The sequence below is a fragment of the Micromonospora sp. NPDC085948 genome, from assembly GCF_040686315.1.
GTDB lineage: Bacteria > Actinomycetota > Actinomycetes > Mycobacteriales > Micromonosporaceae > Micromonospora.
In genome coordinates this window covers 50,919-77,867 of sequence record NZ_JBFBJW010000009.1, presented here as the reverse complement: position 1 = coordinate 77,867, position 26,949 = coordinate 50,919, and the positions used below count along the sequence as shown (strand labels likewise).

The following is a 26,949-nucleotide window of genomic DNA, read 5'->3' as shown; positions in this document are numbered from 1 at the left end:
CGGCTGGCGGCGGTCTCTGGCCGGCCCTGCCCGACGAGCGGGCACGGTCGGGGCAGCAGGTTGGTGATCGGGATGGTCAGGGCTCCGTAGCCCGCTACGGTCCGGCCGTCGGTGTGGCCTGGATCGGCTCGGCGCGCCGCGATCCGGGTGCGCAAGGGCCGGAGAGCACTGCCGACGCGACGGCGTTCGACAGGTGGCCGGCGCTGCCCGACGACACCGCGCTGTGGACGGTCGCCGGTACGGCGCTGGACAACGCTCAGCTGACCCGGCTGGACCGGGAACAGGCGGGTGGCTGATGGAACGCGTCGCCTTCCTCATCGACTCCTCTGGCGAGCGCGTGGACTGCCTGCTGAATCCGGAGACGGTGCAGGTGACCCGGCTCGCCGGCGTACGCCAGCGGGGTGCCGGCGACGGGCAGCTCACCGGGTCCGGGCTGGCCGACGACCCGCTGGTCTTCACCGGCGGCGGCCGGACCGAACTGGTGCTCGACCTGCTCTTCGACGTCGACTTCGTCCAGGCGCCGACCCGTCCGGCCGACGTACGGGTGCTCACCCGTCCCCTGTGGATGCTCGCGGAGAACTCGGCCGCCGAGCATGGCTGGCTGCGTCCGCCGCTGGTCCGGCTGGTGTGGGGAAAGACCTGGAACGTGCCCGGTGTGATCATCGCGGTGGCGGAGCGGTTCGACGCGTTCACCGGCACCGGCTCGCCCCGGCGTTCCTGGCTGCGGCTGAAGCTGGTCCGCGCCGCCGAGACGGCCGACCAGGCCGAGGCGGGATTCGCCGAGGAGTTGGCCGCGGCCAGCACCCCGACCGCCGCGCCGGGCAGCGCGGTGATCGCCGCCGGCGACGGCGCGGCCGAGCCGGGCCGTTCCGGTGTGCGCTTCGACCTGCTGGCCAACGACGCGCTCGGCTCGCCGCTGCGCTGGCGCCTGCTGGCCGAGCACAACCGGATCACCGACCCCCTCGCCGTACCGGCCGGCACCACGCTCGCCGTGCCCCCCGCGGCCGGCGTCCGCGCCGGCGGCGTCCCGGGAAGCGGATCGACGGTCGCCGGTGTGCTGGCCGGGATGGCGCAGGCGGTGGCCGGCGCGCTGAGCACCGGCCCCGGCAGCACCGCAGCTGTCGCCTCCGACGGGCGCGGCAACCCCGGGGGTACGCCGTGACAAGCGTCGCGCCCCGGGCCTTGCTCGTCCTGCTCGACGGCGCCGAGCTGACCGGCGCGGTTCGTCAGCGGATCCGCTCGCTGCGGGTGGCGGCACGGCTGGACCAGCCCACGCAGGCGGAGCTCGTGCTCGCCACCTCCGTCGGCGTCGGCGCGTTCGACCCGGCGGTACGCCCCGGCACGGCGCTCGACATCCGACTCGCCGACCACGCCGACGCCCTGTTCAGCGGGGAGGTCACCGCCGTGGAGGTCGAGTACGCCGCCGACGGTACGGCGGTGCTGCGGCTGCGGGCGTACGACCGGCTGCACCGGCTGCGCAAGCGGCAGGGGTTGCGGGTGTTCACCTCGGTGACCGCCGTCGACCTGGCCCGGGAACTGTGCGGCGCGGTGGGGCTCGAGGTGACCGCCGAGGTCGACGGGCCCCGGTTGGACCGGCTGTCGCAGCACCGGCACAGTGATCTGGAGTTGCTGTGCGAGGTGGCCGGCCGGGCCGGGCTGCACCTGGCCGCCGACGGTGACGGGGTCCGGTTGGTCACCCTCGCGGGCTACGGGGAGCCGGTCGCGCTGACCCTCGGCGCGGACGTGCACACCCTGCGCCTGTCCACGAACGCCGACCAGGCCAGCGGTGCCAGTGCCGCGTTGGGCTGGCACCCGCAGCGGGCCGAGGTGATCAGCCAGCAGGCCGACGAGGCACGGTGTGGCCGGCCGGCGTACGACCGACCGGACCCGGCCGACGTGGGTGCCGACGGGGTTCGCACCGCCGTCGACCAGCCGGGGCGCAGCGACGACGAGTTGGCGGCGCTGGCCCAGGCGCGACTGGACACCCGCGCGGCCACGCTGGTCACCGCCGAGGGGGTGGCCGAGGGTGATCCGGCGCTGCGACCGGGCCGACGGATCGACCTGAGCGGTGTGCCCGAGCCGGTCGCCGGGGCGTACGTGCTGACCGAGGTGGTGCACACCGTGGACGGCAACGGACACCTGACCCGGTTCTCCACCGTGCCGCCGGTCGCCCCACCGACCCCGGCCGGCGGTGCGGTGGTCACCCTGGGCACGGTCACCGACGTCGCCGACCCCGACGGGTTGGGCCGGGTCCGGCTGACCCTGCCGGCGTACGGGGACCTGGACGCCGGCTGGCTCGCCGTGCTCTGCCCCGGCGCGGGGCGGGGCAAGGGCCTGGTGGCGCTGCCGGATCCGGACGACAGCGTGCTGGTGGTGCTGCCCGGTGGCGAGCCGGCCTCGGGGATCGTGCTCGGTTCGCTGTTCGGCGCCGTCGAGCCGTACGACGCGGGCATCGACGACGGGAAGGCGCGGCGCTGGACGCTGCGCACCGCCGGTGGGCAGTCGATCGTCGTCGACGACGTGCGGCGCAGCCTGCGGCTGGGCACCGAGGACGGCAGCTATCTGGAACTGACCCCCGACCTGGCCACGCTGCACGCGGCATCCGACCTGGTGATCTCCGCGCCCGGCCGGGCCATGGTGGTCCGCGCCCGCAGCGTGGACTTCCTGCGCGCCGAGTCGACCGAGGACCCGACCACCGCGGCGCGGCAGGCCCGAACGCTGGCCCGCGCCCACCACGAAGGAGGCGGCTGATGCGCTGGATCCACCGTGACTCCGTGATCACCTGCGATCACGACGGCCGGGTCGAGAACCGACCCTCGCAGCAGTGGGTGACCGTCACCGGCGTACCTGTGCTTGTCGACGACGACCCGCAGGGGCGCGACATCACGGCCTGTCCCAACTACGGCCCGACGATCAAGCCGTGCGGCAAGACCCTCAGCGTCCGGGTCGGCTACAGCGACTGGCTGCGGGTCGACGGGCACCGGGTGGTGCTGTCGCACCTGGAGGGGTTCACCGACGGCACCCCACCGGGGCTGGTCCACCACACGGTGCGTGACCCGGGTCAGGGGTTCCTCGGGGCGGACCGGTGAGGGCCTTCCGCTTCGTCGGGGCCGGCTTCGACGCCGGGCGCGGCGGCGGCCTGGCACTCACCGCGGCCGGCGGCCTGGCGATGACCGAGGGCGACGAGAGCGTACGGCAGGCGCTGTTCCTGCTCCTGTCGACCACGCCGGGCGAGCGGCTGATGCGACCCGGGTACGGGTCCCGGTTGCACCGACTCGTCTTCGCGCCCAACGACGACACCACGGCCGGCCTGGCCATCCACTACGTCCGGCAGGCCATCGCCCGGTGGGAGCCACGGGTCGAGGTGATCGACGTGGACGCCGGGCCGGATCCGGACGACGCGTGGCGGCTGGTGATCCGGCTGGACTACCGGGTGCGCGCCAGCCTGACGCCCGGGCAGCTGGTCCTGTCCGTGGACCTGCTTCCCGCCGACGAACCCGCGCAGGGAGGACCGTCATGACGTTGCCCGTGCCGCACCTGGACGATCGCGGTTTCCTCGACCTCGTCACCGAGGCCCGGGAACGGATCCGGCAGTCCTGCCCGGCGTGGACCGACCTGTCGGCGCACGACCCCGGGATGGCCCTGGTGGAGGCGTTCGCCCACCTGACCGAGGTGATGATCTACCGGTTGAACCAGTTGCCGGACAAGGCGTACGTCTCGTTTCTGAACCTGCTCGGGGTCACCCGGCACGCACCCACCGCGGCCTGGGCGGACGTCCGGTTCACCCGCAGCGGCAGCGACCGGGCGGCCATCCGGATCCCGGCGGGTCTGCGGGTCGCGGCGGCGCGCGGCGCGGATCCCCGGCCGGTCGTCTTCGTCACCACCGAGCCGACGCTGCTGCCCGCCGACGAGACGTCGGTGACGGTACGGATGCACCACTGCGAACTCGTCGAGGCGGAGTTGCTCGGCGTGGGCACCGGCCAGCCGGGGCAGGTGCTGCGGGCCGCGCACGCGCCGTTGGCGCACACCGCCGAGACGCTGGACCTGCTGCTCGGCGTGGAGGTGCCGGCCGGCACCGTGGAGTTGGGCGCGGCGGCCCGGGAGCACGACGGCCGTACGTTCGAGATCTGGCAGCCGGTGGACAGTTTCGCCGGGCTCGGCCCGCAGGCCAAGGCGTACCTGGTGGACCGTTGCTCGGGCACCGTCACCTTCGCCCCGGCCCTGGACCTGCGACCGCCGGCCGCGCCCGGCGACCCCGCACCACCCGGCCCGGCGCCGGTGACAGTGGCGGCGGTGCCGCCGGCCGGCCGACAGGTCCGGCTCTGGTACCGCGCCGGCGGCGGCCCCACCGGCAACGTGGCGGCGGGCACGCTGACCAGCCTGCGCGACCCGCTGCCCGGGGTACGCGTGGACAACCCCGCCCCGGCGGCCGGCGGCCGGGAGGTGGAGGCGTTGGAGTCGGTGCTGCTGCGCGGCCCGTACGAGTTCTTCGCCCAGCAACGGGCGGTCACCGCCCGCGACTTCGAGGTCCTCGCCACCAGCTCCGGGGCGGTGGCACGGGCGCGGGCGTTCACCCGCGCGGCGGTGTACAGCTTCGCCCGGCCCGGTGAGGTCGAGGTGGTGCTGGTGCCGTACGTGCCGCCGACGGCCCGCCCCGGTGGCCGGTTGCCGGTGACCGTGCTGCGCGAGCACGAGGTGCCCGAGGCGCGTCGCCGGGTGGAGGCGGACCTGGAGGAACGCCGGATGGTCGGCATCCGGTCCCGGGCCACCTGGGCCCGGTTCAAGGCGGTGTCGGTCCGGGCCCGGGTGGTGGTCCGCCGGGAGGAGGACGTGGACGCGGTACGCCGCCGGATCCACGACCGGCTGCACCAGACGCTGAGCCCGCTGCCGACCGCGCTGAACCCGACCGGGTGGCCGTTCGGGGAGCCGCTGCGCGCGTCGAACGTGTACCGACTGCTGGAGCACGCCGAGCCCGGTGTGCGCTACGTCGAGTCGGTCCGGTTCGTGGTCGACGAGGCCCCCGACGCGGGGGTACGCGCCCTCGCCGTCGACCAGTACCAGCCGCGCACCTGGTACGCCGGGCGCGGCCCGGTGCTGTTCCGCTCCAGCAACGGCGGCGCGGGCTGGGAGCCGGCCGGCCGGTTCGACGACGAGACGGTGCTGCGGGTGGCGCCCGCTCCCGCGCCGGTGCGGCCGGGCATCGTCGCGCGCCCCGGCTCGGTGGCCGTGGTGACGCTGCGGTCGTCCGGCGGCTCCCGGGTGCACCTGAGCACCGACCTGGGCGAGACCTGGTCGCTGCTCACCGACCTGGACGCGCGGATCTCCGACGTGGCCTGGCTGGACCGCGACGGCGCGGGCGCGCTCCTGGTGGCCACCGACACCGGCCTGTACGAGGTGTCGTTGCTGCCCGGGGCGGTGCCGTTGCAGATCCTGGTCGACCCGTCCGACGCCGACCGGGGGTTCTACGCGGTGCGCGCGTTCGTCTCGGAGCGGGGCGCGCCGGGGGTGGCGGTGGCCGCGCAGGCCAGCTTCGGGGTGTACCTGTCGACCGCCGGCGGCCGACCGGGCAGCTTCACGCACGTGGGCCTGGCCAACGTGGACAACCGGGTGCTCGCCGTGCAGTACGACGGCCCGGCGACCCTGCTGTGGAGCGGCGCGGGCGAGCCGGACCCGAAGAAGCCGGGACAGGGTTGCCACCGCACCCGGTTGTTCGAGTCCGACGTGAAGTGGCAGCCGGTGCAGTCCGGCTGGGTCGGCGGCACGTGCCGCGACCTGGCGTTCGCCGGCCAGCTCGCGGTGGCGGCGACGCAGAGCGGCGGGGTGCTGCGGCTGGACACCCTGGGCGCGCAGCCGCAGTGGCAGTCGGTGTCGGTCAACTGCGGGTTGCCGCTGCGCGACCGGACCCGGTTCGTGCCGGTGGACGCCATCGCGGTGGGCGGTCCGACAGTCGGCGGCGCGGGCGGTGCGACCGGCGGCACCGGCACGGCGGAGCGGCTGCTCCTGGCCGGCGGCGAACGCGGCGTGCACCGCAGCGCCAACGCGGTGGACTGGACGCCCAGCGCCAACCAGGCCACCGCCGACGTGGTGACCGTCCCGGATACCTGGCTGCTCTGCTCCGGCGAGCACGACATCGAGGTGGTGCGCCAGGATGCGACGTTCGGCGATTGAACGGCTGCTGCCCGCCGCCTACCAGCGGGCCTGTGTGCCCGGCAGTGTGCTCTGGGCGCTGCTGGACGTGATGGAGGGGCTGCACGCCCCGGACGAGGCGATCCTCGCCGAGGTGGACGCCCTGTTCGACCCGTACCGGGCGCCGGACGGGCTGGTCGTGCGGTTGACCCGCTGGGTGGCGATGGACCACGTGGTCGCCTCACCCCGGCCGGACGCGCCCCTGCCGCTGCCGGTGGGACGACTGCGCGACCTGGTGGCCAACGCCGCCCTGCTGGCCCGGTGGCGCGGCTCCCCGTACGGCATGCGGCGGGCCCTGGAGCTGGCCACCGGTCTGCCGGGCTTCGCGATCGACGAGCCGACCGAACGGCCCTTCCACGTCGTGGTGCGGGTTCCCGCCGCCGCCGCCGGCCAACTCGCCGTGATCACCCGCATCGTCGAGGCGGAGAAACCCGCCTCGACCACCGTCGAGATCGTCCTGGAAGAGGAGTCGTCATGACCACCGAATGGGCGGTCGTCGCCGCCGCCGAGCAGTTCACCCTCGACCCGCGCAACAGCGGCGAGCTGACCTTCACCGTCTCCAACCCGGGCGCCGCACCGGACACGGTGGTGTTCGACGTGGCGCCCGGTGACGGCTCCCAGCGGGCGTGGTTCACCGTCGCCGAGCCACAGCGGGTGGTGCAGGGGCAGGGCTCGGTGTCGTTCCTGGTCACCCTCGCCGTGCCCGCGGGCACCCCACCTCGACGCTACGACATGACCGGGTTCGCGTACTCGGCGAACACCGCGCCGGAGGAGAGCTCCCGGTCCAGCGGTCGGGTCACCTACGAGGTACGGGCGGTCGCGCCACCTCGGCGTACCCCGTGGTTGTGGATCGCCGCCGCGGCGGCGTTGGTGCTGGTGGTGGTGGCCGTGGGGGTGGTCCTGCTGACCCGCGACGGCGCGCCGGATCCCGGCGAGCCGCGGGTGGTCACCATCGAGGCGGAGAGCCTGGTGGACGCCGCGGTCATCACGTCGCCGCAGAAGACCAAGGCCGCCGTGGGCGCGCAGCCCAACTGCTGCGCGGTGACCTGGTCCGGGGACAAGCAGCTCTTCTTCACCGGGTTGGCGATCGGCGATCAGGTCACCGTGACGGTGCAGATCCCGGCCGACGGCACCTGGCGCTTCGCGACGGTGCGCACCACCTCGTTCGACTACGCCAACACCGTCTTCACCATCGACGGCAACCAGGTCGGTGGCACGTTCCTCGGCTTCACGCCGACGACGCAGAAGACGGAGTTCCTGGACGTCGGCACCGTCCAGCTCAGTAAGGGGGCACACCAGGTCACACTGCTGGTGGTGGGCAAGACGCAGGGCACCAACCGCTACTTCGCGGGTGTCGACCTGATCCGGTTCAGCGAGGTCGTCGCGCCGGCCGCCGCGCGATGAGTGGCCGGCAGAAGGCGCTGCTGGGGCTGCTCGCCGTGCTGCTCGTGGCGCTGTTCGTGGTCGCGGTCGGCGTGGGCGGCGACGACCGGGGTGATCCGGGTGCCCGGCACGGGTTGGTCGACCGGCTGGGCGTGCTGGGCGGGGAGCGCGCGGCGGTGGATCCGGCCACGGTCGACGCCGACTGCGCCGACCAGACGGGCCGGTTGACGTTCTCCGGCAGGTGCGTGGTGCGGGTCGCCGATCCGGGTGGGCTGCGCACCCTGGTGCTGCGCAGCGCGGCACGGTTCACGGTCGTCGCGCCGGCGCCCGGCGACGCCGACCTCACCATCCGCGACGAGGTCGAGCCGGCGCCCGACGGCACCGGCGCGGTGGCGAAGGTCGCGGTCGACGAGGCCACCGAGGTGGGCCTGATCTGCCCCGGCCTCGGTGGTTGCACGGTCGTCGTGGCCACGTCCTGACCCTGATCGTCACGGTCAGGTCCTGACCCTGATCGTCGCGGCCACGTGTTGAGCTGAGAGGAAGGTGCCGCCGTGGGTGACCTGCGTAAGCCGTTCCTGCTGCTGGCGATGCTCGCCATCGTCCTGGCGATCGGTGTGGAGCTGGGTGCCGGGCTGCTGCTGGGCGGCGCCGACGCCGGCGCGGCCCTCGCCGACACCGCCGGCGCGCTGGAGGTGGACCTCGACGACGTGTCCGGGGTCAGCGAGCCGTCCGGCCGGGCCACCGGCTACCTGGCGTTGATCGACGCGGTGGCGGTCTGGAGCACCGGGCTGTTCTGCCTGGGCATGCTGCTGCCCGAACGCGTGCAGGGCCGGGTACAGGGCATCGCCAGCCTGATCTTCTCGATCATCCTGATCATCGTCGGACTGGTCGCGCTGGTCATCGCGTTCGTGGAGCTGTCCATCATGGTGTCGCTGTTTCTGGCGGTCCCGTTCGGGACGATCGCGTACCTGGCGCTGTGGGGGTTCTTCCCGGTCGGCGAGGCGGCGCTGCTGCTGGGGCTGGTGCTGCTGCTCAAGCTGGTGTGGGCCGGGCTGTTGGTGCTGGCCCAGCCGCGCTTCCTGCAGAACAAGGGCCTCGTCCTGCTGATCCTCACCACCCTGCTGTGCACTGTCGTCCTGGAGTTCCTGCACCACCTGGTGCCGGTGATCCTGGTCAGCATCGTCGACGACGTGGCGGCACTGGTCTTCGCGGTGATCGCGATCATCTGGGGGCTGGTGCTGCTGATCGGGTCGATCCCGGCGATCGTGAAGGCCATCCGGGTGACGGCCGCCCTGCCGGCCCGACGCCCACCCCGGTGATCCCAACGCCCACCCGGGTGTCGTGCCGCCAACTCCATGATCGACGAGGCAGCGCGGCGGCCGGTCACTCCACCTTGGTCAGCAGGGGCTTGCCCTTCTCCACCACGTAGGTGGCCAGCTCCACAGCGATGCCGTCGCCCACGTTGCGGGCCTGGTGGTGGACGCCGTACGGCACGGTCAACGCGTCACCGGCGTTGCACACCACCGGCGGCTGGCCTTCGAGCGTGTACTCCAGAGACCCCTGAAGAACGCAGATGATCTCCTCGCCGGGGTGGAAGTGCTTGAACGGCGGCGAGTCCGGCGTGAACTCCACCCGACTCTGGACGACCTCCCGTCCGGGGATGCTGAGATCGTGTTTCTGCAGATCGACGCGCCACAGTCCGGGCGCCCCCTGCACCGCCGTCGGACTGATGCCCTCCGGTCGATCCTCTCCGCTCATCACGGCCCCCTGTACGCCGTCGCACCGACGGCACCCGCTCCGGTTGGCATGTCGGCTCGAGGATAAGGGGCCGCCGACCGGTCGGGGGCAAGGATGCCGAACGAGGGAGCTTCAGTGCGGTGAGCTGGGGTGATCCGTCGCGCCGGTCGGGATGCGCGGACCTGCGGGGCAGTGCGGGTCCGGGCCGTCCGGTACGGCCAGGGAACGTGCGGATCGGGCGTACGGCCCCGGACCGGTCGAGTTGCGGATGACCAGGTCGGTCGGGAGCATGACCCGCGCGGTGGTACGACGGACGCCGAGCGCCGGGCCGGCACCGGGTCCCCGCGCGCCGCGTGGTGACTCGACGCCCTGTTGCAACAGCATGTCGACGGCCGTCCGGCCGGCGGCACCGGTGGGTGTGGCCACCGTCGTCAGTTTGGGGCGGGTGAGCCGGCTCAGGGTGATGTCGTCGACCCCGACTACGCTCACCTCCTGCGGCACCCGCACCCCGAGCGCGTCCAGCCCTTCGATGAGGCCGATCGCCATCAGGTCGTTGTAGGCGAGCACGGCCGACACTCCGCTGCGTCGCACCTGCTCGGCGACGGCGGCGCCGCCGACCTCGGTGGGCGCGTTCGGGCCGAGCACGGTCAGCTCCGCGCCGCCGGCGCGGGCGGCCGTACCGGCGGCGCGGCGCATCTCCCGGTTGGTCCACGAGTTGCGCGGGCCGCCGAGCAGCGCGATGCCGCGGTGCCCCAGGCCGACCAGGTGCTCGATCGCCGAGCGGGCGCCCTGCCCGATGTCCATCAGCACGCAGGGCAGGCCGGTCACCTGGCGGTTCACCACCACCATCGGCACCTCGCGGCTGAGCTGCTCGATCAGGCTGTTGCTCATCCGCGGGCTGCACAGCAGCACCCCGTCCACCTGCTTGGCCAGCGCGTGGACCAACTCCTCCTCGGCGGTCGGGTCCTCGTTGGTGTCGGCCACGAAGACGTGGTAGTCGCGGTGTCGGGCCTGAGACTCCGCCGCCTTGATCAGCGGCGGGAAGTACGGGTTCGCGATGTCCGCGATGATCAGCCCGAGGTTGTGCGTCCGCCCGGTGATCAGGGCTCGGGCGGCGCGGTTCGGCCGGTAACCCAGGTCCTCCGCGCAGGTCAGCACGCGGACCCGGGTGTCCGGGTTGACCAGGTGCGGGGCGGAGAAGGTGCGGGACACGGTGGAGATGTGCACACCGGACGCCCGGGCGACGTCCCGGATGGTGACGGGCACGGCTGACCCTTCGTCCGAGGTGGCGGCGGTGCCGTGGGTGTGGCCATTAATGCAAACGGTTGCAGCATTGTCAATTGTCGATAGTCACGGGGGTTGTCCAGCACGGACACGCCGATCCGTGATCCGCGGCCGTACGAAATCGGTGATCGCCGTCGGTTGACGCAGTCGCATTGATCGTGATTACTTCATTGCAAACCTTTGCAGGATCACCGGTAGGCGACCGCAGGTCACCGAGAGCCGGCGGCCGGGTGACCCGTCGCGTTCGACCACCGCCAACCGGTCCAGGTCACCGACCCGCTCACTCCCGCTGACCAGGAGACGAGGAGCCCCTCCCCGTGCCGACGTTCGACCACACCGACCTGCTCCTGCCGCCCGAACCGGGCCAACGCGCGCTGGCCCGGGAGCTGTACGCCCTCGCGGCGGAGCAGCCCATCATCTCGCCGCACGGGCACGTCGACCCGGCCCTGCTCGCCGAGGATCGGCCCTTCCCGGACCCGGCGCGGTTGCTCATCGTGCCCGACCACTACCTGACGAGGATGCTGCTCAGCCAGGGCGTCCCCCCGTCCGACCTGGGTGTGCCCACCCGCGACGGCAGCCCGGTGGAGACCGACGGGCGGGTGATCTGGCGGCGCTTCGCCGCACACTGGCACCTGTTCCGGGGCACCCCGTCGCGGCTCTGGTTGGAGCAGACCTTCCGCACCGTGTTCGGGGTGCACACCGCGTTCGGCCCGGCCACCGCCGACGCGATCTACGACGAGATCGCGGCCCGGCTCGCCGAGCCGGACTTCCGGCCCCGGGCGCTGTTCGAGCGGTTCGGCATCGAGGTCCTCGCCACCACCGAGTCGCCACTTGACGACCTGAGCCAGCACGCCACACTCGCCGCCGACGGCTGGGGCGGGCCGGGCGGCCGGGTGGTCACCACCTTCCGCCCGGACGACGTGGTGGACATGGAGTACGACGGCTGGGCGACGAACGTGGACCGGCTCGGCGAGCGGGCCGGCGAGGACACCGGCACCTACGCCGGCTACCTGGCCGCCCTGCGGACCCGACGGGCCGCGTTCATCGCCGCCGGGGCGACCTCCACCGACCACGGCCATCCCACCGCGCGCACCCTGGACCTGACGCCGGCCGAGGCGGAGCGGCTCTACGACCGGGGCCGGCGCGGCGAGGCGAACGCCGCCGACGCGGAGGCGTTCCGGGCGCACATGCTGATGGAGTTCGCCCGGATGTCGCTCGACGACGGCCTGGTCATGCAGCTGCACCCCGGCGCGGTACGCAACCACAACAGGTGGCTGCACGCCCGGCACGGCCGCGACGTGGGCGGCGACATCCCGCAGGCCACCGAGTACGTGCACGCGCTCGCCCCGCTGCTCGAGCGCTACGGCAACGACCCGCGGCTGCGGCTGGTGCTCTACACCCTCGACGAGGACACCTTCACCCGCGAGTTGGCGCCCCTCGCGGGCGGGTACGCCGCGGTGCTGCTCGGCGCGCCCTGGTGGTTCCTGGACTCCCCCGAGGTGCTGCGCCGGTTCCGGGAGACGGTCACCGAGACCGCCGGCTTCTACAACACCACCGGATTCGTCGACGACACCCGGGCGTTCTGCTCCATCCCGGTCCGTCACGACGTCGCCCGCAGGGTCGACGCCGGCTTCCTGGCCCGGCTGGTCGCCGAGCACCGGCTGCCGATGGACGAGGCCGCCGAGACCATCGTGGACCTGGCGTACCGGCTGCCCAAGCGGGTCTTCAACTTCGGAAAGGTGGAGCGGTGAGCATCACCATCACCTCCGTCGAGGTGCACGACGTGCGGTTCCCGACCGCCGCGCGGGGCGACGGCTCCGACGCGGTCAACCGGGGCGACTACTCCGCGACGTACGTGGAGTTGGGCACCGACGCCGGCCCGACCGGCGCGGGGTTCACCTTCACCAACGGCCGGGGCAACGAGATCACCTGCGCGGCGGTCCGCGCCCTTGCCCACCACGTCCAGGGCCGCACCATCGAGGAGATCACGGCCGAGCCGGTCGCGTTCTGGCGCTCGCTCAGCGCCGACGTGCAACTGCGGTGGCTCGGTCCCGAGAAGGGCGTCATCCACATGGCGACCGGCGCGCTGGTCAACGCGGTGTGGGACCTGCGGGCCACCCTCGCCGGCAAGCCGATGTGGCGGTTCCTCGCCGAGCTGCCCACCGACGACCTCGTGGCCAGCGTCGACTTCAAGCACATCACCGACGCGCTCACCCCGGACGAGGCGGCCGCCATCCTGGACGAAGGACGCGACGGGCTGGCCGACCGGTTGGCCACCCTCGAACGCGACGGCTTCGCGTCGTACACCACCTCGGTCGGCTGGCTCGGCTACCCGGACGACAAGGTGCGGGCGCTGACCCGGCAGGCGTACGCCGACGGCTGGCGGGCGATGAAGATGAAGGTCGGCGGCCCGCTCGCCGACGACCTGCGGCGGGCCCGGATCATCCGGGAGGAGATCGGCCCGGACGCGCTGCTGATGATGGACGCCAACCAGGTCTGGGACGTGGACGAGGCGATCACCGCGATGGCCACCCTCGCGGAGGTGGATCCGTACTGGATCGAGGAGCCGACCCACGCCGACGACATCCTCGGCCACGCCCGGATCGCCCGCGCGGTCACCGAGCTGACCGGTGGCCGGTGTCGGGTCGCCACCGGCGAGGTGGCTGCCAACCGGGTGATCTTCAAGCAGTTGCTCCAGGCGGAGGCGATCGGCGTGATGCAGGTCGACGCCTGCCGGGTCGGCGGCGTCGACGAGGTACTCGCCGAGTTGCTGCTGGCGGCGAAGTTCGGGGTGCCGGTCTGCCCGCACGCCGGTGGGGTCGGCCTCTGCGAGTACGTCCAACACCTGGCGATCTTCGACTACCTGCGGGTGGGCACCGGCCTGGAGGGGCGGATGATCGAGTACGTCGACCACCTGCACGAGCACTTCGTCGACCCGGTCCGCACCCGCGGTGGCCGCTATCTTCTGCCCGAGCGGCCCGGTTACAGCGCCACCATGAAGCCGGCGTCGATCGCCGAGTTCCGCTTCCCGGACGGCCCGGCATGGCGATGACCGTCGGCGCCCGACTCGGCCTGGGCGTGCTGCGCCGACTGCCCGCCGAGGCCCGCCCGCTGATTCGGCCGGGCACGGTCCCGACCGGCGTCGTCCACCTGGGTGTGGGCGCGTTTCACCGGGCGCACCAGGCCGTCTTCACCGAGGCGGCGGTCGGCGCGGCCGGCGGTGACTGGGGCATCGTGGCCGTCGCTCCGCGCAGCACCGCCGTGGTCGAGGCGCTCGCCGCGCAGGACAACCTGTTCAGTGTCAGCACGCTCTCCGCGGCGGGCAGCGGCACCCGGGTGGTGGGCGCTCTCAGCGGCGTACTCCACGCTCCCCGCGACCCGCAGGCGGTGGTCGCGCTGCTCGCCGACCCGGCGGTGCGGGTGGTGACGCTGACCGTCACCGAGAAGGCGTACCAGCTCGATCCGGTGACCGGCCAGCTGTCCCCGGACGCGGCGCTCGCCGCCGACCTGGCCGGCGGCCGACCGCCGACCACCGTGCCGGGGTTGCTGCTGCGCGGGCTGGCCGCGCGGGCCGCCGCGGACGCCGGACCGGTGGCCCTGGTGAGCTGCGACAACCTGCCGGCCAACGGCCGGCGTCTGCGCGGCATGCTCGACCAGACGGTCGGCCGAGCCGCTCAGGTGCCCGCCGGGCTGGCCGAGTGGGTGGCCGGCAACGTCACCTGCCCGGGCACCATGGTGGACCGGATCGTGCCGGCCAGCACGCCGGAGACGATCGAGGCGGCCCGCCGGGCGCTCGGCGTGACCGACCTGGCCGCGGTCGCCGCCGAGCCGTACGCGCAGTGGGTGATCGAGGACGACTTCCCCGGCGGTCGGCCGGGCTGGGAGCAGGCCGGCGCGGTCCTCACCGACGACGCCGGCTCGTGGGAGCGGCTGAAGCTGCGCACCCTCAACGGTGTGCACTCGGCCATCGCGTACCTGGGTGCGCTGGCCGGGCGGGAAACCATCGCCGACGCGCTGGAGATCCCGCACCTGGCCGACGTGCTGCGCCGGCTGATCGCCGAGGACGTCGCGGCCAGCCTCACCCCACCGGACGGCGTCCGGGTGGTCGACTACGGCGAGCAGGTCCTCGCCCGGTTCGGTAACCCGGCGATCCACCACCGCACCCTCCAGGTCGCGGTGGACGGCTCGCAGAAGCTGCCGCAACGGGTCCTGCACACCATCGCCGACCTGCGCGCGGCCGGCCGGTCCGCGCGCTGGAGCGCGCTGGTCGTGGCGTCCTGGTTGCGCTTCGCGCTGGGGTACGCCGACGACGGCCGACCGTTGCCGTTGCAGGACCCGCTGGCCGGGCCGATCCGGGCCGCCCTGGACGCCGGCGCGCACACCCCGGCCGGCGCGGTGGACGCCGTCTTCGCGCTCCGCGAGATCTTCCCGGCGGAGGTGGCCGACGACGACGAGGTCCGCGCCGAGGTGATCGCCTGGCTGACCGCGCTGGGACGCCACGGTGTCGAGGCGACCCTGGCCGGCGCCCGGTGAGGTGGCCGGTCGGCGAGCGCGCGCCAACCGGCCGTCGGCGTTGTCGCGAGATGTCGGGTCGGGTCGGCGACGTACGGGCTCATCGACGTGGGGAAGATCGGCTATAAGTGACGCATGGACTTCCCGCCGCACCTGGGCAGCATGCCGATGCACGCGATCACCGAGATCCACGGCGAACCGGGCCTGCTGGAGCGCTTCCGGTTGGAGGTCCAGCAGTTCGACGACGCCGCCCGCGAGCGGTTGACCGCCGCGCTCGACCTCGCCGCCGAGTTGCACCGCGACGACCGGCGCGTCCGGGAGCCGTACCTCAACCACCTGCTGCGGGTGGCGATCCGGTTGATGCACCACTACCAGGTGCGCGACGTGGACGTGATCGTCGCCGGTCTGCTGCACGACGCGGTCGAGGACCATCCGGTCGAGCTGGCCGGCGGCGACGCGGGCGCCGACCCGACCGCGGCCGCGCTGGCCGCGCTCGCCGCGCGGTTCGGGACGCGCGTCGCGACGCTCGTCGCCGCCGTCACCAACCCGGTGTACGACCCCGAGCGGGACCGCAACACGCAGTATCGGGAGCACCTGGCGGTCAGCCTGGACCGCGAGCCCTGGGCCCGGGTGATCAAGGTGTCGGACTTCACCGACAACGGCGTCGGGGTGATCCACACGGTCGGGCCGAAGGTCGTGTCGTCGGCCCGGAAGTACCGGCCGCTGGTGCCGCTCTTCCGGGACCTGATCGGCCGGCCGGACACACCGTTGTCGGCGGTGGTGAAGAAGCACATCTTCGGCCAGCTCGACCTCGCCGAGGAGCGGTTCAGCGCCATCCTGGACCAGCCCGCGCACCCCAACTGAGCTGCCGCTTCCTCACCCGACCGGGTTCTGTGACAACTTCTCGGATCTTTACCGCCGCCTGCGGCATTACGGTGGTTTTGCGTCAGTTGAGAGGCAAAAGTCCTCTCGATCGAAGTTCTGGCGTAACCCCGATCGAGAGGACTCGGACCATGCGCGACCTTTCTCGTCGCGACCTGCTCAAGGCGACGGCCGTCGGCGCCGGAGCGGTCGCCATCCCCGGAGTGATTGCCGGCAGTTCGGCGTTGGCGGCGGCGGACGGCCCGTCCTTTGGCGGGGAGAAGTTCCCGCCCGCCACGTTGACCGGCCGGATCGTCCGTCCCCAGAGCCCCAACTACGCGGAGGCGAGCCTCGGCTGGGACGAGTTGTTCGTGCGCTACCCGCTGGTGATCGTCTTCGCCCAGGAGACCCAGGACGTCGTCAACGCCCTCACCTGGGCCCGGCAGCACGACGTCGCGCTGCGGGTGCGCAGCGGCCGGCACAGCCTGGAAGGCTGGTCGAACGTCGACAACGGCATCGTGATCGACGTCAGTGAGCTGAAGGACGTCGACATCAACACCGCCAGCCGCACGGCGAAGCTCGGCGCGGGGCTCACCCAGTCCGAGGCGGTCGCCGCACTCGGGGAGTACGACCTCGCGGCGACGACCGGAGGCGAGGGGACCGTCGGCCTGTCCGGTGCGACCCTCGGGGGCGGTCTCGGTTTCCTCACCCGCTACATCGGCATGGCCTGCGACAACCTGATCGGCGTGGAGATCGTCGTCGCGGCGGGGGCCGACGGCGCGAAGGTGCTCCACGTGGACCCGTGGAACCACGCGGACCTGCTCTGGGCGCTGCGCGGCGCCGGAAACGGCAACTTCGGAATCGTCACGTCCCTGACCTACCAGGTGGCTCCGCTGGAGAGCGTCGCCTACCTGCAGGTGACCTGGCCGGGCCTCGACAACCTGCACGACGTCTTCGACACCTGGCAGCACACCGGACCGTTCGCCGACCCTCGTCTCGGCACCCAGGTCGAGGTCCACCCGGACGAGATCCTGCTGTTCGCGGTGCTCGCCGAGGGGTCGGAGACCGAGGCGAGAAGACTGCTCGAGCCGCTCCTCTCGATCGGCAACCCCGAGGTCGTCGTGCGAATCGGCGGCTGGGCCGAGACGTACGCCGGGTTCCAGATCCCGACCGACGAAGATCCGGCGAAGTGGAAGTTCTACTCGCAGTTCACCAGGGAGTTCTTCCCGGCGGAGGCGATCAGCATCGTCCGCCGGTTCATGGAGAAGGCCCCGTCGCCGGACAGCAACTTCTTCGCCCAGGCCTTCGGCCGGGGAGCCCAACGACAGGAGCCCTTCGGCGGCGCGGCGTTCCCGCACCGCGACGCGCTCTTCTACTCCGAGCCCGGCGCGGGCTGGGGCACTCGCGGCGAGCCGGACAGCGACGACGCCGTCACCCCGATCGCCCAGGCCTGGATCGCCGAGTTCAGCCTGGCGATGCGGCCCTACGTGGACGGCGCCTACGTCAACGTGCCGAACATCGGCATGGCGGAGTGGGAGGAGGCCTACTGGGGTCGCAACTTCCCGCGGCTGCGCAAGATCAAGGCAAAGTACGACCCGCACAACGTCTTCCAGTACGAGCAGAGCATCCCGCCCGCGACCCACTGACCTGGACGGCCGGCGGCGAGGGTGACCCCCACCCGCGCCGCCGGCCGCTTCCAACCGCGCCCAGCCCCACGTCGGGATGCGAGTTCCCACCGGTCAAGGGGACTAGGCATGACGCAGGACGACGCGCAGCGGGTGCGGGGCGGTGGTGGCCAGGTCGCCCAACACGGCGAGCAGCAGGACGTACTGACCAGCCGGCTCGTCGGCGAGCAACTCACCGGCGTCGTCGATCAGCAGGGTGAGCGGACCGGCGTCCAGCCGGTCCCGAAGCACGTCGGCGAGGGCGTCCCAGGTGCCACCCAGGTGAGCGGGCAGGGTCAGCGCGTCGGCCAACGCGGCGAAGAGCGCGGGCCTGGTCCGGGTCGTCGCGCCGGCCAGCACCGACGCGCCGCGCACCTCCGGGCACCCGTCCCGGCACACGGTCAACCACCGGTCGTCGTCCGGAGCGACCATCACGTACCTCCCTCGTCTCACCGGTGCCGGCCGGGTCGGACCGGCCGGCACCGGGGGCGGTCAGAGCCGGTAGAAGTCGCTGTAGTGGTTCGGCGAGAACCAGGTGACCCCGGTGCTGCGGTTCACCACGATCCGGTACGCGTCCCGCGCGGCGCCCTGAGTGCGGGGGTAGACGTCGTACTCGTGGTAGGTGGCGTTGGTGGGCAGTTGACCCTCGTAGTTGTAGAACCGGCCGCCGGCGAAGTTGGAGGTGCCACCGCTCCAGGAATACCAGCCACGGCTGGTCGGAAAACCCTTGGCGGACCAGCCGGAGCGGGCGGTGCGGGCGTCCGCGCAGCGGCTGATGGTGCAGGAGCTGTAGACCGCCGCCGAGGCGGAGTCGGTCAACCGGGGGGTGACCACGGACGGACCGACCAGCGCGGCGGCGACCATGGCGAGGAGCAGGGTGAGTGTGGTGGTACGCCGGCGGATCGCGCCGAGCGTGGCCAGCGGGGACACGGGGGTGGACACAGGCTGCCTCCAGACCATCCAGTCCATCGATCCACATGATTGTCGGATCGGGTCCAGTCTCGCCGCTACCGTCCGGCGGTAACACCCCTGGGCACCTCAACTGCTCCACAATGCTCGGTGAACGCCGGATGATCCTCTCCCCGCGGCACCCACGGCGCTTCCCGACGGTGCCGGCCACCGAGGTCGAAAGCCCGGCAGTGACGCGTGGCGTGCCAGCGGGACGGTCCGGTTCGCACCGGTATGCGACGGCGTGGCGACGGGCAAATCCGTCACCGGTTGTTAGCGTGAAACGCGGAACCGTGACCGTGGAGGGGTGCCATGACGGACGCCCCGGACGGGAGGCCAAGGCCGGCGGACCAGTGGCGGCACCGGGGCGTTCGAGGGCTGACCATCGCCCGCGACGCGAGTGTCCGCGGTTGGCGGTGGTGGGCACGAAGCTGGGATCGACTGGTCGCCGCGCTCCAGGACGAGGCGCCCGTCGGATCTGGCGCCGCACCCGCGCCGTCCGGCCCGCTCGTCGAACAACGCGACGTGCCCCGGCTGATCGCGGTCCCGGCCCGCGGGTACGTGTACTCGTTCTACATCCGCGCCACCTTCGCCTGGTCGTCACCGGCGAGCATGCGGGCCGAGGTGCTGAGCTGGTACGTGCAGTACTTCCAGCCCAACGCCATCCAGCGGCTGACCCGGCTCGCCTCCGACGCCGCCCGGGACCTCCCGCCGCACCGGGCCGGGGACCTGGAGTTGGCGTTGCAAGAGGCGCTCGCCGAGGATCCCCAGTGGCACTACCAGCGGGGTGACATCGTCATCACCTGCCGCCCCGACGCCGCCGTCCGGCTCGACGAGCGCATCATGCCGGCGCTCCAGCCGCACGTCGACCGGCTGGTGGAGCTGGAGTACCAGTTCGACGAGCAGCTCCGCAAAGCCCGGTACGCCGAGGAGGTGAGCCGCCAGTGGGCGACGCTCCTGAGCGACCACGCCGAAGACCAGGACATCGCCGACGCCCGCGACCACATGCTCACCGCGCAGAGGGATGCCGCCCGCTGGATCACCGAACTCCTCCGCCGCCACTCCGAGCACCCGACAGACTCGATGAGCGCGCCCCCGATCCCGCCGCAACAGAGCCGCCCCACCGAGCCCTAGCAGCGGCCCTCCGCCCCCGGAGAAAGAGCACGAGTGAGGAAATACCCCCGATCTCCCGGGCGCGGGTCCGCTACCCACAGGTGATTGGCAAGGTGCAGACGGGCGAGGTCGAGGGACTTCCGCCGATTCTTGGCGTTGAATCTCGGCGCGCCATAGACGGATGTACGCGCCGCCTGCATCGACTGATGGTGTCGGATTTCTGATGGACGTGGCCGAAACGATCTGCGCGTTCTCTCTGGGTCTAACCGCCGAAGCTCAGCGCCTGCCGCAGACCCACGTCCAGGCTCTCGTTGTACTGCGGATCGGGCTCCGCCCCGGAAGCACTGAGGACGGTGCTGAAGAAGCATCTGGCGCCGACGGCGAGGATCACGCGGAAGATCTCCGTGTCATCGAGACCGTGACTGCGCAGACCCACGACGTCGGCCTCGGTGACGGAGTTCGCGTCTGCCGCGACCTTTCCGGCGAAGTTGACGACTGCGACCTCCTGCGGGGAGAGACCGGCGCTGCCGTGGTCCGACGCGATGGCGGCGACGGTCGGCGCGTCGAAGAACTTGTCGCGTAGGACCTTTCCGTGTGCCAGGCCGCAGTAGGAGGATCTCAGGGCCCGAGCCGCGGCGAGGGTCACCAACTCATAGCGGCGCAGCTCCATCTCTGCCTTCACCGCACCGTTGAGCTGCTGCCATGCCAGGTACGCCGCCGGGCTGTGCGCGAACAACCTGGTGTAGTTGGGCAGGTAGCCCATTGCCTTCGTGTCCGTGTCGAACATCCGATCGGTGTCCGGCGACTGCTCTGCCTGCTGCAGAAGACTCATCCGACTCCCCCCGTGGTTAACGCGGACGGTACGCGGTCGGGACTGCGGACGCTGTCGGGAAATCGGCCGTGCACGGGGGCCGCTACGTGGCCTCCCGTCAACCCAGTCGACCGGGGCAACCGGTCAGACGGCTGCCGCTGCGCTGCGGTGGGCGTTGACGACCCAGGCATCCGGCAAGGCGATCCACTCGTTGTCTCCCACCCGCACCACCGCGCCGTCCAACTTGGGCAGCAACGCCGGATCCTCCATCGGGCAGAGCAGCCACACGTCTCCCGCCCCGCCGCGCGCCGCATCGACCAGCTCGTGCAGCCGCTCCATCGCCCGGTATGGCACCAGCACCGCCGCGTCGTGCAGGAGCACCGGCCCGTCGGCGGACGAGAGCGAGACGCGCAGGGCCGGCGCGGTCATCTGCCACGCCTGCTCGACGTACTGCCCCAGCTTGATCGCCGCCCGCGACCTCTCCTCGGCGACGTCCGCGCCGAAGCCGGCCGTTCAGGCTCTTGATCTCGATGAGGTAGAGGCCGCGGGGGCGGCAACCAACAGATCGACCTCGTAGGGATGGCCATCGTCTCCCGGCGCACCTCGTCGATCTCGTGTACCAGTCGACGGTGGGCGAACCGGACCACCACGATTCCGATGGTTGCGAGCAGCGCATCCCGGCGCAGGTCGATCTCCCGCTGACGCGGGTCGCCGTGGCTGGTCGCACCGTCGAGTTCGAGGTTGACCCGTTCCCGCTCGGCGAACATGTCGAGGTAGATCGTCCGCCCGACGCTCACCGGCACCTGCCGGCGGAACGCCGGCATGCCGGGGCCCCTGAAGACGTGCTCATGTCCCCAGATCTCCAGCGGGCTGCGGCAGCCGTCGGCGAGCTTGGTCAGCAGTGTTCGGAGCACCCCGGTCGGCGAGCTTCGGCACGGTGTCCAGGGCCGCTGTGAGCCGTTGGGGTGTGGTCAGCCAGTTGTTCACCGCTCGGATCACCGGCGCCCGCCGCTCGGCGGGTGGCAGCATCGGCCAGGAGTCGACAAGTGCCCGCTCGATACGCATGACCGGCAGGTCCCGCCGGACGACGACGTGCGGTGGTCCCATGCTCAGGCCGCAGCGTCGATGTACGACAAGTCCGGGTCGGGTGCGCAGGCTGGCGCTCGCCGGTGTGCTGAGGTGCACCGGCTCACCGGGCGCCGACGGGCGCAACCCCCACAGATCGAGCGCGCTGAGGTGACTGAGCGCGCCGCAGCCGTCTGCCCAGGCGAGGGCCGCGCGCTGACTCAGGGCCGGGCCGAGCCGACTGACGGCAGGGGCGCCGGGTCGATTGTCGAGCAGGTAAACCGCCGCGAAGACCTCGGGCAGCACCACCCCGACCTTCGGCAACCACACCCGCAGCTGCCCTGTGGAAACCCAACCTCCTGTGGACAACGCCCCGCCCAGCTCGACGTCTGCTAGCCGCACTGATCGTTGGCAGCCCAGCAGGGCGGACAACGGCGTGTCGAGTCGCTCAGCTGCCAACGATCAGGGGGACGCGTGTGCAACTGGGAGAACGGGGTGCCTTTGCTGAGGCTGTCATCTCGCCACCTGATTGGTCTCGCCGTACTCGCCACGGATCGGTAGGTAGTAGGCGGGGAGGAAGCCGGCGATGATGGCAACGCCCGCGATCGGCACGAACCCGCCGACGAGGATGCCGGAGCCGATCCAGAGCAGCGCGAGCGCGAATCGGCGACCGATGGCCCGGACGCCGAACGCGCCGAGGGTGGGGTCGAGCAGTTTGGCGCGGCGGAGGTAGAACCAGATGACGTTGAACAGGGCCGCCGCCATCCACAGTGTGCTGCCGTAGACGAGGACCGCGGTGCGCAGTCCCTGCTCCGCACGGAGCGCCCCGGCGAGGAGCGAGGTGGAGAACGGCAGGAACGCGATGACCATCAGGAGCAACGTGTTGAGGAACAGGATTCCCCGGTTGACGTGTCGGACGCGGTCGTACATGACGTGGTGGTTGACCCACACCTGCCCGATGAGCAGGAAGCTCAGCGCGTAGGCCAGGTACGACGACCAGAGCGCCCCGAGGCCCCGCAGGAGGTGCCCGAAGTCTCGCGGCGGTTGGATCTCCAGCACGAGCAGCGTCACGGCGATGGCGAAGACACCGTCACTGAAGGACACCAGCCGACCCGGTTGACGGGTCAGTGGCGGCGTATCCTTCTGGGCGTTCATGCACCGATCATGCTATATGCCGTTTTGGCCCGTGGCTGGGAACCGGCTCAGGCGGCCAGGGTGGCGTAGCGGCCGTTGCGGTTCAGCAGGCTGTCGTGGGTGCCGGCCTCCACGATCCGGCCGTGGTCGAGCACCGCGATCTGGTCGGCGTCGCGCACTGTGGACAGCCGGTGGGCGATGGTGATCGTGGTACGCCCCTCGGCGAGCACGTCGAACGCCCGCTGCACGGCCCGCTCGGTCTCGGTGTCCAGCGCGCTGGTGGCCTCGTCGAGGACCAGGATGCGCGGGTCGCGCAGCAGCGTACGGGCGATGGCGAGCCGCTGCTTCTCACCGCCGGAGAACCGGTGGCCGCGGGAGCCGACCATGGTGTCGTACCCGTCGGGCAGCCCGGCGATCAGGTCGTGGATCTGGGCGGCGCGGGCGGCGTCCTCGATCTCGGTGTCGGTGGCCTCCGGTCGGGCGTAGCGCAGGTTCTCCCGGACGGTGGTGTGCAGCAGGTACGTCTCCTGGCTGACCACGCCGACGATCGCGGCCAGGTCGGCCAGGCGCAGGTCGCGCAGGTCGACGCCGTCGACGGTGAGCCGGCCGGCGGTCGGGTCGTGCAGGCGGCTGACCAGGCCGGCGAGGGTGCTCTTGCCGGAGCCGGTCTCGCCGACCAGGGCGAGGCTGGTGCCGGCGGGCACGTCCAGGGTGATCCCGGCGAGGGCGGCGGTGTCGCTGCCCGGGTAGCCGAAGGTGACGTCCTCCAGGCGCAGGTGTCCGCGTACCCGGGCGGGGTCGAGGCGGACCGGCTCGGCGGGGTCGGCCACGTCGACCGGCAGGTCGAGGTACTCGAAGATCCGGGCGAAGAGCGCCAGTGACGCGGTGAGCGAGACGCCCACGTTGAGCAGGCCCATCAGCGGTCGGAACAGGCCGCCCTGCAGGGCGGTGAACGCGACGAGGGTGCCGATGCTCAGCGTGCCGGCGGTGCCCGGCAGTCCGGCGGCGAGGTAGATGACCGCCGGTACGGCGGCGAAGATGATGCTCATCGAGGCCATCCGCCAGCGGCCGGCCAGCTCGCTGCGCAGTTCCAGGTCGACGAGTCGCTCCGAGGAGGCGGTGAACCTGTCGATCAGCGCGGGGCCGGTGCCGAGGGTCTTGGCGAGCTGCACGCCGCTGATCGACAGGCCCTCCTCGACCGTGACGTTGAGGTCGGCGAGTTCGCGTTGCCGCTGGGCGGTGATCTCGCGGCGCATCCGAGCGACGCGGCGAGTCAGCCAGATCGCCGGCGGCAGCACCACGAGCGAGACGAGGGAGAGCTGCCAGGAGAGCGCGACCATGGCCACGGCGGTGGCGACCACCGTGGTGAGGTTGGCCGCGACGGCGGTGGCGGTCGAGGTGACGACCGACTGCATGCCGCCGATGTCGTTGGTGATCCGCGACTGCACCTCGCCGGTGCGCGTGCGGGTGAAGAAGCCCAGCGACTGGCGCTGGAGGTGGCTGAAGACGTCGGTGCGCAGCCGGTGCATCACCCGCTGCCCGACCTGGGTGGAGATCCAGGTCTGCACGACGCCGAGGGCGGAGGTCACGGCCGCGACGGCGACCATGCCGAGGACCAGCCAGACCAGCAGGGTCACGTCACCCTGCGGCAGGGCGCGGTCGATCACGGTACGCAGGAGGAAGGGAGTAGCCATCGCGATGATCGAGGAGAGCACGATGATCACGGTGACCACTGCCAGGGCGGGCCGGTGGGGAGTGAACAGGCGGCCGATGCGGCGTAGTGACACCTGGCGGGCCTGCGTCTTCTCTTCGGCGCTGAGGGTGCGGCGGCCGCGGTCGCGGCCCATGGGGGTGGGTTCCAAGGGGCACTGCCTTTCCGTCGGATATGCTGAGGTTACCTCAACATGAGGTAGCAACCGCATTGGCTGCTACGGTATTCCGGTGACCGAGGACACCACCGGGACTGGCGACGACGACAGCCTGGCCGAGACGTTCTGGGCCGTGGCGTCCCGTTTGCGACGGCAGACGCGGGAGTCGTTGGCCCCCTGGGACATCACCCCCAGCCAGTCCCGAGCCCTCGGTGTGCTGGGCCGCCACGGTGAGGTACGCCCCGGCACGCTCGCCGAGCACCTGCGCATCGCGGCCCGCTCGGCAACCGAGGTCGTCGACGACCTGCAGACCCGGGGGCTGGTCGAACGCCGACCCGACCCGGCCGACCGGCGGGCGACCCTGGTCGCGCTCACCGAGGAGGGCAAGCGCCTCGGCACCGCCATCCGCACCGCCCGCCGCGCCGAGGCCGATCGCTTCTTCGGCCACCTCAACGACACCGACCGCGCCGAGTTGGCCCGCATCCTGCGCACGCTGCGCGCATAACGACCGCCCGCCCGGGTAGCCAGCGGCCCCCGTCTGGTCGGCGGGACCGGCCAGCAAGGGCCGGGGCGACGGTGACGGGAGGCCCGGCTGATGTGCGGGATCAGCGGGGAGGCGCGCTTCGACGGCCGGTCGCCCGACGCGGCGGCGGTCACCCGGATGACCGAGGCGATGCGCTCACGCGGCCCCGACGACGAGGGCCTGCTCGCCGACGGCTGGGTGACCCTCGGGCACCGCCGGCTGACCATCATCGACCTGTCCGACGCGGGCGGACAGCCGATGGTCCGCGACGACCTGGGCCTGGCGCTGGTCTTCAACGGCTGTATCTACAACTACCCGGAGCTGCGCGAGGAGTTGCAGAACGCCGGGTACGCCTTCGAATCCACAAGCGACACCGAGGTGATCCTGGTCGCGTACGCGCACTGGGGTGAACGCTTCGTCGACCACCTGGTCGGCATGTTCGCGATCGGGCTGGTCGACCGGGTGCGGCGACGGCTGGTCCTGGCCCGCGACCGGCTCGGCATCAAACCGCTCTACCTCGCCGAGACACCTGGGCGGCTCCGGTTCGCCTCCACCCTGCCCGCGCTGCTGCGGGCCGGCGACGTCGACACCGGCATCGACCCGGTGGCGCTGCACCACTACCTGTCCTGGCACTCCATCGTTCCCGCGCCGCGCACCGTGCTGCGCGGTGTGCGCAAGCTGCCACCGGCCACCCTGCGGGTGATCGAGGCGGACGGCCGCAGCCGCGAGGAGGTGTACTGGCGGCCCGACTACGTGCGGGAGCCCGCCGACGCGGGGATGGACGCCGCCGACTGGCGGGCCGCCGTCGGGGACGCGCTGCGCACAGCGGTACGCCGACGGCTGGTCGCCGACGTGCCGGTCGGTGTGCTGCTCTCCGGTGGGCTGGACTCCAGCCTCATCGTGGCGCTGCTCGCCGAGGCCGGCCAGCAGCACCTGCGCACGTTCAGCATCGGCTTCGACAGCCGCGACGGCGAGTCCGGCGACGAGTTCCACTACTCCGACCTGGTGGCCCGCGCGTACGACACCGACCACCACCGGATCCGGCTGGCCGACGACGACCTGGTGCCCGCGGTCCGGCGTGCCGTGCTGGCGATGACCGAGCCGATGGGCAGTCACGACGTGGTCGCCTTCCACCTGCTGTCCGAGCAGGTGGCGCGGCATGTGAAGGTGGCGCAGTCCGGGCAGGGCGCCGACGAGGTGTTCGCCGGCTACGGCTACCACCAGCCCCTCACCGAGGCACCCCGACACAGTGCCGCCGAGACGTTCGCGGCCGCGTTCTTCGACCGCGACCACGACGAGCTGCGCACCATCGTCGGCCCGGCGTACGCGCTGGAGCACGACGCCAGCCGGGAGCTGCTCACCGAACACCTCGCCGCGCCCGGGGCGCAGACCGCGCTGGACGCCGTGCTGCGCCTGGACACCCACCTGATGCTGCCCGACGACCCGGTCAAGCGGGTGGACAGCATGAGCATGGCGTGGGGCCTGGAGGTGCGCACGCCGTTCCTCGACCAGGACCTGGTCACCCTCGCCGCGCACTGCCCCCCGCAGCACAAGGCCGCCCAGAGCGGCAAGGGCGTGCTCAAGGAGGTCGCCCGGGAGGTGCTGCCCGCCGAGGTGATCGACCGTCCCAAGGGCTACTTCCCGGTGCCGGCACTACGCAACGTGGACGGCCCGGTGCGCGAGATGGTCGCCGAGGCGTTGCAGGCGCCGGCCGCGCGCGAGCGGGGACTGTTCCGCCCGGAGTACGTGGCACGCCTGCTCGCCGAGCCGGACCGGGCCGAGGCGGCGGCCGGCAGCAACAAGCTGTGGCAGCTCGGCCTGCTGGAGCTGTGGCTCCAGACCCACGACATCCGCTGAGCG

At 72.2% G+C, this 26,949-nt stretch carries 28 protein-coding genes; 18 read left to right on the top strand and 10 right to left on the bottom strand.

Features of this window, described 5'->3' with window-relative positions:
* The first annotated feature begins 113 nt into the window (after positions 1-113).
* From AB0O48_RS22585 to AB0O48_RS22540, 10 genes are all read left to right on the top strand, one after another.
* The gene (locus AB0O48_RS22585) at positions 114-296 is read left to right on the top strand and encodes a hypothetical protein (RefSeq protein ID WP_357572369.1); all 183 of its coding nucleotides are present in this window, start codon (positions 114-116) and stop codon (positions 294-296) included.
* Positions 296-1,162 (top strand): hypothetical protein, encoded by an 867-nt coding sequence (locus AB0O48_RS22580; RefSeq protein ID WP_357255680.1) that lies wholly within the window; start codon positions 296-298, stop codon positions 1,160-1,162. The genes AB0O48_RS22585 and AB0O48_RS22580 overlap by 1 nt, the downstream gene beginning before the upstream one ends.
* Entirely contained in the window at positions 1,159-2,751 is a 1,593-nt protein-coding gene (locus AB0O48_RS22575; RefSeq protein ID WP_365068127.1) for a contractile injection system protein, VgrG/Pvc8 family, read from the top strand. Before AB0O48_RS22580 ends, AB0O48_RS22575 begins: the two co-directional genes overlap by 4 nt.
* Positions 2,751-3,089 carry a hypothetical protein gene (locus AB0O48_RS22570; RefSeq protein WP_357255676.1) on the top strand — a complete coding sequence of 113 codons (339 nt, stop codon included), beginning with the start codon at positions 2,751-2,753 and terminating at the stop codon, positions 3,087-3,089. Before AB0O48_RS22575 ends, AB0O48_RS22570 begins: the two co-directional genes overlap by 1 nt.
* Complete coding sequence (locus AB0O48_RS22565) at positions 3,086-3,520, top strand: GPW/gp25 family protein (RefSeq protein ID WP_357255674.1); 435 nt, start codon at positions 3,086-3,088, stop codon at positions 3,518-3,520. Before AB0O48_RS22570 ends, AB0O48_RS22565 begins: the two co-directional genes overlap by 4 nt.
* Complete coding sequence (locus AB0O48_RS22560) at positions 3,517-6,168, top strand: putative baseplate assembly protein (RefSeq protein ID WP_365068123.1); 2,652 nt, start codon at positions 3,517-3,519, stop codon at positions 6,166-6,168. Before AB0O48_RS22565 ends, AB0O48_RS22560 begins: the two co-directional genes overlap by 4 nt.
* Positions 6,149-6,664 carry a phage tail protein gene (locus AB0O48_RS22555; RefSeq protein ID WP_357572366.1) on the top strand — a complete coding sequence of 172 codons (516 nt, stop codon included), beginning with the start codon at positions 6,149-6,151 and terminating at the stop codon, positions 6,662-6,664. The genes AB0O48_RS22560 and AB0O48_RS22555 overlap by 20 nt, the downstream gene beginning before the upstream one ends.
* Complete coding sequence (locus AB0O48_RS22550) at positions 6,661-7,590, top strand: hypothetical protein (RefSeq protein WP_357572365.1); 930 nt, start codon at positions 6,661-6,663, stop codon at positions 7,588-7,590. Before AB0O48_RS22555 ends, AB0O48_RS22550 begins: the two co-directional genes overlap by 4 nt.
* Positions 7,587-8,048, top strand: a complete 462-nt coding sequence (locus AB0O48_RS22545; protein ID WP_357255667.1) for a hypothetical protein — start codon at positions 7,587-7,589, stop codon at positions 8,046-8,048. The genes AB0O48_RS22550 and AB0O48_RS22545 overlap by 4 nt, the downstream gene beginning before the upstream one ends.
* A 72-nt stretch (positions 8,049-8,120) precedes the next feature.
* A complete protein-coding gene (locus tag AB0O48_RS22540) occupies positions 8,121-8,888 on the top strand; it encodes a hypothetical protein (protein WP_365068118.1) in 768 nt (255 codons plus the stop codon).
* 64 nt (positions 8,889-8,952) lie between these two features.
* On the opposite strand, the gene AB0O48_RS22535 is transcribed toward AB0O48_RS22540, so the two are convergent.
* A complete protein-coding gene (locus AB0O48_RS22535; RefSeq protein ID WP_357255664.1) occupies positions 8,953-9,327 on the bottom strand; it encodes a cupin domain-containing protein in 375 nt (124 codons plus the stop codon).
* A 111-nt stretch (positions 9,328-9,438) separates the two neighbouring features.
* Entirely contained in the window at positions 9,439-10,572 is a 1,134-nt protein-coding gene (locus AB0O48_RS22530; protein ID WP_365068114.1) for a LacI family DNA-binding transcriptional regulator, read from the bottom strand.
* Positions 10,573-10,907: 335 nt separating this feature from the next.
* On the opposite strand from AB0O48_RS22530, the gene uxaC reads away from it, so the two are divergent.
* From uxaC to AB0O48_RS22505, 5 genes are all read left to right on the top strand, one after another.
* Positions 10,908-12,341, top strand: a complete 1,434-nt coding sequence (uxaC, locus tag AB0O48_RS22525; RefSeq protein WP_365068111.1) for a glucuronate isomerase — start codon at positions 10,908-10,910, stop codon at positions 12,339-12,341.
* A complete protein-coding gene (locus AB0O48_RS22520) occupies positions 12,338-13,642 on the top strand; it encodes an enolase C-terminal domain-like protein (protein WP_365068108.1) in 1,305 nt (434 codons plus the stop codon). Before uxaC ends, AB0O48_RS22520 begins: the two co-directional genes overlap by 4 nt.
* The gene (locus AB0O48_RS22515) at positions 13,633-15,123 is read left to right on the top strand and encodes a mannitol dehydrogenase family protein (RefSeq protein ID WP_365068105.1); all 1,491 of its coding nucleotides are present in this window, start codon (positions 13,633-13,635) and stop codon (positions 15,121-15,123) included. The genes AB0O48_RS22520 and AB0O48_RS22515 overlap by 10 nt, the downstream gene beginning before the upstream one ends.
* A 114-nt stretch (positions 15,124-15,237) precedes the next feature.
* Complete coding sequence (locus tag AB0O48_RS22510; protein WP_365068102.1) at positions 15,238-15,966, top strand: HD domain-containing protein; 729 nt, start codon at positions 15,238-15,240, stop codon at positions 15,964-15,966.
* 149 nt (positions 15,967-16,115) lie between these two features.
* Positions 16,116-17,609, top strand: a complete 1,494-nt coding sequence (locus AB0O48_RS22505) for an FAD-binding oxidoreductase (protein ID WP_357255652.1) — start codon at positions 16,116-16,118, stop codon at positions 17,607-17,609.
* Between the two features lie 102 nt (positions 17,610-17,711).
* Here the strand turns inward: AB0O48_RS22505 and AB0O48_RS22500 are convergent, their stop codons facing one another.
* Together AB0O48_RS22500 and AB0O48_RS22495 are read right to left on the bottom strand one after the other, a co-directional pair.
* Entirely contained in the window at positions 17,712-18,059 is a 348-nt protein-coding gene (locus AB0O48_RS22500) for a barstar family protein (protein ID WP_357255650.1), read from the bottom strand.
* Positions 18,060-18,119: 60 nt separating this feature from the next.
* On the bottom strand, positions 18,120-18,491 hold the full coding sequence (locus AB0O48_RS22495) for a ribonuclease domain-containing protein (RefSeq protein ID WP_357255697.1): 372 nt from the start codon (positions 18,489-18,491) through the stop codon (positions 18,120-18,122).
* A gap of 396 nt (positions 18,492-18,887) precedes the next feature.
* Here AB0O48_RS22495 and AB0O48_RS22490 point away from each other — a divergent pair, with 396 nt between their 5' ends.
* Entirely contained in the window at positions 18,888-19,709 is an 822-nt protein-coding gene (locus tag AB0O48_RS22490; RefSeq protein WP_357255648.1) for a hypothetical protein, read from the top strand.
* Between the two features lie 241 nt (positions 19,710-19,950).
* Here the strand turns inward: AB0O48_RS22490 and AB0O48_RS22485 are convergent, their stop codons facing one another.
* The 6 genes from AB0O48_RS22485 to AB0O48_RS22460 all read right to left on the bottom strand — a co-directional run bounded on the left by AB0O48_RS22485 (position 19,951) and on the right by AB0O48_RS22460 (position 24,545).
* Positions 19,951-20,520 carry a peroxidase gene (locus tag AB0O48_RS22485; protein WP_365068097.1) on the bottom strand — a complete coding sequence of 190 codons (570 nt, stop codon included), beginning with the start codon at positions 20,518-20,520 and terminating at the stop codon, positions 19,951-19,953.
* A gap of 123 nt (positions 20,521-20,643) precedes the next feature.
* On the bottom strand, positions 20,644-20,928 hold the full coding sequence (locus AB0O48_RS22480) for a hypothetical protein (RefSeq protein ID WP_357572357.1): 285 nt from the start codon (positions 20,926-20,928) through the stop codon (positions 20,644-20,646).
* Complete coding sequence (locus tag AB0O48_RS22475) at positions 20,925-21,266, bottom strand: DUF559 domain-containing protein (protein WP_365068310.1); 342 nt, start codon at positions 21,264-21,266, stop codon at positions 20,925-20,927. The genes AB0O48_RS22480 and AB0O48_RS22475 overlap by 4 nt, the downstream gene beginning before the upstream one ends.
* A gap of 79 nt (positions 21,267-21,345) precedes the next feature.
* A complete protein-coding gene (locus AB0O48_RS22470) occupies positions 21,346-21,894 on the bottom strand; it encodes a hypothetical protein (RefSeq protein WP_365068094.1) in 549 nt (182 codons plus the stop codon).
* 183 nt (positions 21,895-22,077) lie between these two features.
* Positions 22,078-22,719 carry a TMEM175 family protein gene (locus tag AB0O48_RS22465; RefSeq protein WP_357255640.1) on the bottom strand — a complete coding sequence of 214 codons (642 nt, stop codon included), beginning with the start codon at positions 22,717-22,719 and terminating at the stop codon, positions 22,078-22,080.
* A gap of 47 nt (positions 22,720-22,766) precedes the next feature.
* The gene (locus AB0O48_RS22460; RefSeq protein WP_357255695.1) at positions 22,767-24,545 is read right to left on the bottom strand and encodes an ABC transporter ATP-binding protein; all 1,779 of its coding nucleotides are present in this window, start codon (positions 24,543-24,545) and stop codon (positions 22,767-22,769) included.
* A gap of 94 nt (positions 24,546-24,639) precedes the next feature.
* Between AB0O48_RS22460 and AB0O48_RS22455 the strand changes: the two genes are divergently transcribed.
* On the top strand, positions 24,640-25,071 hold the full coding sequence (locus AB0O48_RS22455) for a MarR family transcriptional regulator (protein ID WP_357255638.1): 432 nt from the start codon (positions 24,640-24,642) through the stop codon (positions 25,069-25,071).
* Positions 25,072-25,161: 90 nt separating this feature from the next.
* Positions 25,162-26,946, top strand: coding sequence for an N-acetylglutaminylglutamine amidotransferase (locus AB0O48_RS22450; RefSeq protein WP_357255636.1), 1,785 nt, complete (start codon positions 25,162-25,164; stop codon positions 26,944-26,946).
* Positions 26,947-26,949 lie beyond the last annotated feature (3 nt).